Raw genomic sequence first — 6,244 nt, 5'->3', positions numbered from 1 at the left:
TTCCCAGGCATTACTCACCCGTCCGCCGCTCGCCGGCAAAAGTAGCAAGCTACTTTCCCGCTGCCGCTCGACTTGCATGTGTTAGGCCTGCCGCCAGCGTTCAATCTGAGCCATGATCAAACTCTTCAATTTAAGTTTGGTTGCCAATTAAGGCGGCTCAATGAATTGCTGAATTAACTGCTGCAACTTTCGTTGCTTTGGTCACTTCATCAGACATTGATATCAAAAATTGTTTTTGATGCTCGATGCTGCGAGTGCCCACACAGATTGCTTGATTCAAATTGTTAAAGAGCGTCACGCTTATCGCGTTGAGGAGGCGCATCTTACGCTCCTCACTTCGAAAGTCAAGCGGTTGTTTTCGCTTTTCTTTCGGCGCCCACTTCCTAAGGGAAGCTGGCTCATCAGGTTGGCGTGTTCCGCCGTGCTGGTAGGGGCGCATTATAGGGAGGCCGATTGCGATGACAAGGGAATTTTTGAAGAAAGTCACGGAAACTTCAAATTATCCAGTTAGAAACAACTTACCCAGTGTATATATACAATGTTATCCACAAGCTGATGATTTCAGCCCTCTTTTATTGGCATTTATCAGGATCTTCCTGGCTGAAGGAATGCCATACTGAAGCGGATAATTTACCTCAAGTGGTCCATGGTAGCGTCTGGTCGTAAAGCTGGTTACCATGAAGGTGAATAGAGTGTTGCACCTTTTTTGCTTTCATTTACAAAAGGTCTTTAAAGATGAATTTATCCAAGTTTCCCGTTTATGTGCAGGCAGCAGTTCTTGCTCTGGTATTGGCGCTGCTCGGCTATCTGGTTGCCCAGGCCCTGCAGTTCTCTCTGAAAGTCGAAGTCATTTTTGCCGCCGGTCTGGCCATTGGCGGTTTCGTGGTACCGCTCTTCCTTAACCGTGCGCCTGCCACCGCCCTCGAACAGGCGACCAGCCAGGAGACCTGTACCTTATATGTAGGCAACCTGCCCTATCGCGCCAACGAGATTGCGGTGCGCGAACTCTTTGCCGAGCAAGGTCAGGTACTGTCAGTTCGTCTGATGAAGGACAAGGCCACCGGCAAACGCAGGGGCTTCGGGTTTGTGGAGATGCCTGTCGCCGATGCGGCCAAGGCCATCGCCGCGCTCAATGACAAGGAGTATCAGCAGCGCACCCTGAAAGTGCGTGAAGCAAATGACAAGCGGGACCGGGATGAGAAGGACGTCAACGACGTCGACGCCTGATATTCAGTACACCACTTCTTCGAGTGACGACAGCCCCCAAGCTTGCAAGGGGGCTGTCAGTTTCTGGGCCCCAGCATCCAGTCGCGTGCAGTAGGCACGTCCCGTCCCCTCGCCAGGCGCCTGGACCGGCAGTGTCGCCAGCAGATGCGCCACCCGCCTTGCCACGGCAAGACCCGAATCGACCAGTTGGCATTCCGGCATCAGCTGTTTGATCTCTTCGTTGAGCAAGGGGAAGTGGGTACATCCCAGTACCAGGGTATCCGGCCTCTCCTCCCCTTCCATCCAGTCTGTGAGCACCTCTCTGAGCAGGGCCATATTGACCGGCAACCCCGCCAGCTTGCGCTCGGCTTCGATAACCAGTTCGGTGGCTCCCTTCAGCAGCACATGCTTGCCCGGGGCGAACTGGGCGATGAGTTCATGCGTATAGTCACGGCTGACGGTGCCGGGCGTTGCCAGCAGACCGATGTAGCCGTTACGGGTCAGGGCGGCGGCAGGCTTGATCGCGGGGACCACGCCGACCACGGGAATGCTGAGTGCGGTACGCAGAGATGGCAGGGCAATGGTGCTGGCGGTATTGCAGGCGATCACCACCAGATCGATGGCGTGCTCGGCCACCATGTGACTGACCAGTCCGGTACAAGCCTCGATGAGGGCCGCCTCACTCAGCTCGCCATAGGGAAAGTGGGCATTGTCGAAACTGTAGAAATAGTTGTGCTCCGGCAGAGCGCGACGGATCTCCCCATAGACAGTCAGACCGCCCATACCGGAGTCGAACACGAGAATATTGGCCACCTGAGCTCCCCCTTGAATGCGAGGCCGCGATCATACTCCCGCCCGGCGCCAATAGAAAAGGCCCTGCCAATGGCAGGGCCCCTGATTTTTCAGATCCAGACAAGGGGATCAGAGTGCGTAGTCCACCGTCACATAGTAGGCACGCTCGTCAGCCGGGTAACCCACCGAGGTCTGGTACTCCTTGTCCAGCAGGTTGCTGATCTTGCCGGAGACCTTCCAGGACGGTGCAACCTGATAGCCCACCGCCAAGTTCCACACGCTGTAACCGCCCAGCTGGGTGGTATTGGCCGCGTCACCATAACGCTCACCCTGGTAGATCCAGCTCAGGGAGCCATCGAACTGCTGCCACTGCGCCTGGCTCACCCACTTGGCCCCCTTGCGGGAGATCAGCTGCAACTGCTTGTCGGTGACCTTGTCCTTGGGATCCTTGTATTCGGCGGAAACGCGATGGCTCAGCCAGCCGGTCTCGAACTCCCCTTCCAGCTCAACCCCTTCAATCCGCGCCTTGCCGACGTTTTGCGGCGTCCACATCCCCTGGCTGTCCGGTGCCCACTGGATCATCTGCTCGAAGTCGTTGCGATAACCGGTCAAGCGCCACTCCACACCAGCGGTCTGTCCGTCCAGCATCAACTCGTGGCTTTTCGACTCTTCCGGCTTCAGGTCAGGATTGCCGGACCCCGGGTAGTAGAGATCGTTGAAGGAGGGGGCACGGAAACCGGTGCCGTAACGGGCACTGAGGCGATAATCCTCAACGAAGCGCCAGCCAGCGCCGGTTTGCCAGGTGTTGTGACGTCCGAACTGCTCGTTGTCATCGCTGCGACCGCTCAGCTCCGCCTGCCAGACCTGGTTGTCAAACTGGGCCAGGGCATAGAGCCCGGTGTTGTCACGCTCATCGGCGTCACTCGGGAAGGCGACGCCAGAGGAGCGGGAACTATCGTCCAGCATGTCGCGCTGCCAGTCGGCGCCCCCCCCCAGGGTCCAGCTCTCGTCCAGTTTGACGCTGTTGACCCAGTTCAGGGTGTATTGACGGGTATAGAGTCGATCAGCGGACTGATCGCGGCCGCTGGTATCCGGGTAGTCGTAGGCATCCTGTTTGGAGAAGGCGCCGCGCAGTTCGCTCAGGTAGCGCTCGTCATGATAACGGGAGCCGAGCTGGTAGCTCTGGTTCTCGGTCCAGGTCTCGTTGCGTTGATGAAACGCCGGGCCCCAGGCGGAAGCGGCAGAGGATCTGTCGTACTGGGCAATGTTGCGGAACCAGCGGGTCGTACCGAACAGATCCCAGTTGCTGGCCAGCGCCTGCTGATAATCCACCATGGCGTTATAGCCCCGGTGTCCATGCTTGTCGCCATCGTTCACCCCGACGATGGGATGCACGTTGTAGCCGGTCTCGTCATCGAAACCACCAGCGACCTTGATCTGACCCGCATCACCCACCTGGCTGGCGCTGCTGAAGGCAGCCTGACGCTGCTTGTGGGAGCCCGCGCCCAGGTTGAACTTGTGCTGATTGGTCCCCTGGTCCGGGCGAGTGATGATGTTGATGACCCCACCGATGGCATCGGACCCATAAATAGTGGCGCGTGCACCGCGGATATATTCGATCCGCTCCACCTGGTTGAGGGGCAGGTTGTTGAGCTCGGTCATCCCGGCGGTCAGAGAGGCGCTGCGCACCCCGTCCACCAGCACCAGGGTCTGGGAAGAGGTGCCACCACGTACCCGCAGCGAGCTGAGCTGGCCGCGGCCGCCGTTGCTGACCACTTCCACGCCGGGCAGAGTCTTGACCACATCGGTCACGGTCTGGGCTTGCAGGCGATCGATCTCGTCACGGGTCACCACGTTGACGGGGGCCAGCACACTGGAGGCAGGCTGGGCGACACGGGTAGCGGTCACCACCATGGTGGGATTGACGGGGATGGTCAGTTGTTGGGCAAAGGCCGCCGTTGGCAACAGGGCAGCCGCCAATAATGTCTTGGACATGAGAGATCCTTAAGTTCGCGTAAGCATCTACTTCGTGGCCGGTTTCTCTCGGCCCGAAATACGAACTTTGGCAGGTCTTCGGGCTTGGGGGCTGATGGCCTACGGCGACGGCTTCCCACCTGACGGCAGTGCCCTGATGTCGCTTCGTTCCCCCTTACCGCTGCGCGCCAGCTCCGGATTCTCACCGGATTCCCTTTTAAGCATGATGCGCCAAAGCGGGGGGATTATAGGCAGAGCCGCCTTGGATGTATAGCCATCTGGATTTCTAATGTCGTTTTTACCCAAAGCCGGTGCCAAGTGGCGCAGATCCTCGCCCCCTCTCGTACCTTGAGGCTCGTTGACCGTCATTCGAGAGGGTCAAACACAAGAAATGTTGAGCCAGATCCCACGGCTTTTTGGTAACATGCGGCAAACGTTTGACATCCGAGGAAGCCGTAATGACGACCCCCCCTATGATCGGCCTGGTAATGGGCTCCGACTCTGACTGGCCCGTGATGCAGGCCGCCGCCCGCATCCTCAAGGAGCACGGCGTGCCCTATGAAGCGCGCGTCGTATCCGCCCATCGCACCCCGGATCTCCTGTTTGAATATGCCGCCAGTGCGCGCGATCGCGGTCTGCGCGCCATCATCGCCGGCGCCGGCGGCGCAGCCCACCTGCCGGGCATGCTGGCCGCCAAGACCACGATCCCGGTGCTGGGCGTGCCCATCCCCACCCGCCAGCTCAAGGGGATGGATTCCCTGCTCTCCATCGTGCAGATGCCCAAGGGCGTGCCGGTCGCCACCTTCGCCATCGGTGAGGCGGGTGCCGCCAATGCCGGTCTGTTCGCCGTGTCCCTGCTGTCTGTCGCCCAGGATGGCGACGCTCCCCGTTATCACCAGCAGCTCGACGGCTTCCGCGCCAAGGAGCGCGACCGGGTGCTGGCGCTCACCCTGGAGGAGCCGGCATGATACTGCCCCCCGCCACTTTGGGTATGCTCGGTGGCGGCCAGCTCGGTCGCTACTTCGTGATGTCTGCCCACCGTCTCGGCTACAAGGTGATCGTGCTGGACCCGGACCCCATCAGCATCGCCGGTGCAGCCGCCGACGAGCAGATCGTTGCCGCCTATGACGATACCGATGCCCTGCGCGATCTGGCCAGCCGCTGCGACGCCATCACCTGCGAGTTCGAAAACGTGCCCGCCGCCTCCCTGGCCCTGCTTGAGCAGTACCAGCCGGTGCGCCCGGCCGCGAGCGCAGTACGTGTCTGTCAGGATCGCCGGGAAGAGAAAGCCTTCCTGACCCGCGCCGGCGTACCGGTCGCCCCGAACCTGACCCTGCTGCCCGGCGAGCCGCTGCCCGCCCTGCCCAGCGACCTCTTCCCCGCCATCCTCAAGACCGCCCGCGAGGGCTACGATGGCAAGGGGCAGTGGACTATCCACAATGCGGGCGAATTGCCAGCGGCCCTGGCCGCCAGCGGTGTCCCTTGCGTGCTGGAAAAACGCCTGCCACTGGAGGGGGAGTTTGCCCTCACCCTGGCCCGCAGTCCGAGCGGTGCCATCAGTGCCCTGCCTCTGGTGCAGAACTGGCACAGCGGCGGCATCCTGGATCAGACCCGCTCCCCGGCCAATGTGCCCGCCCTGGAGCGCGAAGCCCAGCGCATCGCCGAGCACATCATCGCCGCCCTCGACTATGTGGGTGTGCTGACGGTGGAGTTCTTCCTGGTCGGCGGTGAACTGCTGGTCAACGAGATGGCCCCCCGGCCCCACAATTCGGGTCATCCCAGCATCGACAACGCCGGTTGCAGCCAGTTCGAGTTGCAGGTGCGCGCCCTGTGCGATCTGCCGCTGCCGGCACAGGCTGAGGTTCAGCCCGCCATCCTGCTCAACCTGCTCGGGGATCTGTGGCAAGACGGCACGCCGGACTGGGCCGGCGCCCTGGCCCTGCCCGGGGTGCACCTTCACCTCTATGGCAAGGGCGAAGCCCGCCCCGGCCGCAAGATGGGCCACGTCACCGTCACTGGCCGCGACTGGGCGGCGGTCGAGGCCACCGCGCACCAGCTGCGCGCCCTGCTGGGTCTGCCTCCGCGCTGAGTCCACCCCTTGACATGCAAAGACCCGGGCCAAGGCCCGGGTCTAATGAGATGGTCACCCCCACCCTGTGAGCGGTACGCTGACAGGGTGTTTTTCTTTCAGGAGAGGCCATCATGGAAAACGTTGCGCTTATTGGTATTGATCTCGGTAAACACTCTTTTCACATTCACTGTCAAGACCGGT

General features: G+C 60.8%; 6 protein-coding genes, 1 rRNA gene and 1 riboswitch. Of the genes, 3 read left to right on the top strand and 4 right to left on the bottom strand.

What is annotated here, in order from left to right:
• Window positions 1-132, bottom strand: a 16S ribosomal RNA gene (locus J9889_RS16310); the annotation flags it as partial.
• Between the two features lie 25 nt (window positions 133-157).
• Window positions 158-322 carry a hypothetical protein gene (locus J9889_RS16305; protein ID WP_210557351.1) on the bottom strand — a complete coding sequence of 55 codons (165 nt, stop codon included), beginning with the start codon at window positions 320-322 and terminating at the stop codon, window positions 158-160.
• A 413-nt stretch (window positions 323-735) separates the two neighbouring features.
• On the opposite strand from J9889_RS16305, the gene J9889_RS16300 reads away from it, so the two are divergent.
• Entirely contained in the window at window positions 736-1,227 is a 492-nt protein-coding gene (locus J9889_RS16300; protein ID WP_029313407.1) for an RNA-binding protein, read from the top strand.
• 3 nt (window positions 1,228-1,230) lie between these two features.
• Here J9889_RS16300 and murI read toward each other — a convergent pair whose 3' ends face one another.
• Together murI and J9889_RS16290 are read right to left on the bottom strand one after the other, a co-directional pair.
• On the bottom strand, window positions 1,231-2,019 hold the full coding sequence (gene murI, locus J9889_RS16295) for a glutamate racemase (RefSeq protein ID WP_048209425.1): 789 nt from the start codon (window positions 2,017-2,019) through the stop codon (window positions 1,231-1,233).
• A 108-nt stretch (window positions 2,020-2,127) separates the two neighbouring features.
• Complete coding sequence (locus J9889_RS16290) at window positions 2,128-3,993, bottom strand: TonB-dependent receptor (RefSeq protein ID WP_042879289.1); 1,866 nt, start codon at window positions 3,991-3,993, stop codon at window positions 2,128-2,130.
• A 51-nt stretch (window positions 3,994-4,044) separates the two neighbouring features.
• Window positions 4,045-4,223: riboswitch (cobalamin riboswitch) on the bottom strand.
• Between the two features lie 207 nt (window positions 4,224-4,430).
• Here J9889_RS16290 and purE point away from each other — a divergent pair.
• Window positions 4,431-4,940, top strand: a complete 510-nt coding sequence (gene purE / locus J9889_RS16285; RefSeq protein ID WP_029313402.1) for a 5-(carboxyamino)imidazole ribonucleotide mutase — start codon at window positions 4,431-4,433, stop codon at window positions 4,938-4,940.
• Window positions 4,937-6,061, top strand: coding sequence for a 5-(carboxyamino)imidazole ribonucleotide synthase (locus J9889_RS16280; RefSeq protein ID WP_069651564.1), 1,125 nt, complete (start codon window positions 4,937-4,939; stop codon window positions 6,059-6,061). Before purE ends, J9889_RS16280 begins: the two co-directional genes overlap by 4 nt.
• Window positions 6,062-6,244: the final 183 nt, after the last annotated feature.

The organism is Aeromonas sp. PrichA-15, assembly GCF_017939245.1.
Lineage (GTDB): Bacteria > Pseudomonadota > Gammaproteobacteria > Enterobacterales > Aeromonadaceae > Aeromonas > Aeromonas caviae.
Note: the sequence above shows the minus strand (reverse complement) of the source record. Positions and strands in the feature narration are given on the sequence as shown.

Excerpts from the sequence above, each read along its gene's own strand:
- J9889_RS16290 (WP_042879289.1), bottom strand. The coding sequence starts at position 3,993 with ATGTCCAAGACATTATTGGCGGCTGCCCTGTTGCCAACGGCGGCCTTT.
- purE (WP_029313402.1), top strand. The coding sequence starts at position 4,431 with ATGACGACCCCCCCTATGATCGGCCTGGTAATGGGCTCCGACTCTGAC.
- J9889_RS16305 (WP_210557351.1), bottom strand. The coding sequence starts at position 322 with ATGCGCCTCCTCAACGCGATAAGCGTGACGCTCTTTAACAATTTGAAT.
- J9889_RS16300 (WP_029313407.1), top strand. The coding sequence starts at position 736 with ATGAATTTATCCAAGTTTCCCGTTTATGTGCAGGCAGCAGTTCTTGCT.
- J9889_RS16280 (WP_069651564.1), top strand. The coding sequence starts at position 4,937 with ATGATACTGCCCCCCGCCACTTTGGGTATGCTCGGTGGCGGCCAGCTC.